This window comes from Nocardia sp. CC227C, assembly GCF_030767025.1.
GTDB lineage: Bacteria > Actinomycetota > Actinomycetes > Mycobacteriales > Mycobacteriaceae > Nocardia.
This window is the reverse complement of the sequence record NZ_JASITE010000003.1, coordinates 200,422-202,463: the sequence shown is the minus strand read 5'-3', so window position 1 is coordinate 202,463 and position 2,042 is coordinate 200,422. Positions and strand designations below refer to the sequence as shown.

Genomic DNA, 2,042 nt, shown 5'->3' with positions numbered 1-2,042 from the left:
TTGCGACTACCCCGCGGTCACCAGCTGGATTCGGTGACCCCGTGCGCGGGCTTGCGGTCGTGATCGCGCGACTCCACATCGGTGAAAAGCATTACGGGCTGGGCATCATCGGCATCCGCCGAGACCGTGCCGCCCTCGGCGGACACGGGATCATCCGTCTCGGTCCCATCGGGCTTGGTGAGCGGCGCGGGCATCGGCGTGGGGACCTCATCGGCGATATCGGGCATGCCCTCGATCAGATCCGTGAGCTTGGGCAGACGCGCCCGCTGGTCGTGCAGCGGGGCCAGCAGATCGCTACCCCGTCGTGCCACCTCGGCCGCAGCCTGCTGGGCCGCTTCGGTGACGGCACGGGCGATCTCGCCGTATCCGAGTTCATCGATTCCCGGACCGAACTTCGTCTCGACTACCACGCCGTCGGCATTGACCGTGACGGTCACCCGCTTGTTGCGCACACTGGCGCTCGCGGTGAGCCGCGCCCGGTCCTGCTGCATCCGAGCGATCATTCGCAGTTGCTCCCGCACATCGCCCAGGACGGAGAGCATTTCCGCACGCGCTTGTTCATTCACCATGGGGCGCATCACTTCCCGGTCACCGGAAGGTATCGCGGTTGGCCAGTTCCTGTGCTTCCAACTTGTCGGCCGCCTCGGTCTGGCCCGTGGAGAAGTTCGCGAAGGTGGTACGGATGTTGGTCAGGCTCTCGAAGAAGTCCTTGCGGGTCTCGAAATAGCCGTCCTCGCCCTGAGTGAACTGGTCACCGATCTGGTCGTCGCCCCAGGGCGCCCCACGGCCGCTCAGCGCGCCTTGCAACGTGGTCAGTACGGTGTCCACCCGATCCCGCACTTCGCCCGTCGCCAGCGCGGCCTTGCGCAGCAGATCCTCGTAAGCCTCCAAGTCGAGGGGTTGCGACATGGACTCCACTCCTCTCATGCTGGCGTGGGCGCCCGGCTGCTCCCCCGCTCGACTCGTACTCCGAAGACGTTGGCAGCCAAGAGCGAATCGTTCGTATCCCGAACTTGAACAAGTGGTGGACGACGGGCGAACCGGCATGACCGGCGCGGTCCCCCACCCCGCCCTCACTCCAGTTAGTACAGTTAACGAATCGCAACTGTTACCGTTGACCGGTGAGCAATCCGGTGGCTGCGACCTTCGATCTACTCGGTGATCGGCTGACGCTGACGATCCTGCGATACGCCTTCACGCAGCGGGCGCGCCGATTCAACCAGTGGCTCGACTACACGGGAGCCCCGCCCGCGGTGCTGACCGCACGGCTCGGCGCGCTGGTCGATGCCGGGGTGCTGGCGCGGGTGCCGCGGGCGGGGACGGTGGATCGGTACGAGTACCGGCTGACCGAGCTCGGGCTCGCCACCTGGGAGATTCTGGTGTGCGTGTGGGCGTGGCAGCGGGAGTGGACCGAGGAGGGGGCGCGGCTGCCGGAGTTCGTGCACGGGGCCTGCGGACATCGGGGGCCGCCGATGCTCATGTGCCACGGGTGCGGGCGCGGGGTCACCACTCACGATACGGCGGTCGAGCTGGCCGGGGATGCGCTGTGGCAGTTGACCTCCGGGCGGCGGCGGTCCTCGCGGGGCGCCGTCGGAGCACGGGGGGATGTGCGGTTCGACGAGATCATGCAGGCCATCGGGGACCGCTGGAGTGCCGCGGTGACCGGGTTGGCGCTGGCGGGGGTGCGGCGCTTCGGGGAGTTCCGGGACGTGCTGCGAATGTCGCCGACCACGTTGACCGAGCGACTGACCCGATTGTGCGAGGCGGGGGTGCTGTGGCGGCCCGAGGACGCGGGCGGGCGGGAGTACCGGCTGACGCCGCGCGGGCGGGGCCTGTTCGGGGTGTTCGCGTTTCTGCTGGCCTGGGCGGATCTGGCGCATCCGGAGGGGCCCGAATCCGGGATCCGGATACGGCATCTGGACTGCGGGGAGACGCTGCTGCCCGCGCTGCGCTGTCGAGGGTGCGAAGCGCGGCTGGGGCGCACGGCCGTGCGTTTCGAGCCCTTGCCGGGGGTTGACACGGAAGAGTGAGACGCGTATCAC

The 2,042-nt window shown here is 68.4% G+C and carries 3 protein-coding genes; 1 reads left to right on the top strand and 2 read right to left on the bottom strand.

Annotated features, from left to right (window positions below; genetic code table 11):
- Positions 1–17: 17 nt before the first annotated feature.
- Positions 18–569 (bottom strand): YbaB/EbfC family nucleoid-associated protein, encoded by a 552-nt coding sequence (locus QMO76_RS06955; protein ID WP_306360354.1) that lies wholly within the window; start codon positions 567–569, stop codon positions 18–20.
- A gap of 19 nt (positions 570–588) precedes the next feature.
- The gene (locus tag QMO76_RS06950) at positions 589–909 is read right to left on the bottom strand and encodes a hypothetical protein (RefSeq protein WP_306360353.1); all 321 of its coding nucleotides are present in this window, start codon (positions 907–909) and stop codon (positions 589–591) included.
- A 212-nt stretch (positions 910–1,121) separates the two neighbouring features.
- Between QMO76_RS06950 and QMO76_RS06945 the strand changes: the two genes are divergently transcribed.
- Positions 1,122–2,030 (top strand): helix-turn-helix domain-containing protein, encoded by a 909-nt coding sequence (locus QMO76_RS06945; RefSeq protein ID WP_306360352.1) that lies wholly within the window; start codon positions 1,122–1,124, stop codon positions 2,028–2,030.
- Positions 2,031–2,042: the final 12 nt, after the last annotated feature.

Coding starts and splice junctions, on each gene's coding strand:
- QMO76_RS06955 (WP_306360354.1), bottom strand. CDS start 569: ATGGTGAATGAACAAGCGCGTGCGGAAATGCTCTCCGTCCTGGGCGAT.
- QMO76_RS06950 (WP_306360353.1), bottom strand. CDS start 909: ATGTCGCAACCCCTCGACTTGGAGGCTTACGAGGATCTGCTGCGCAAG.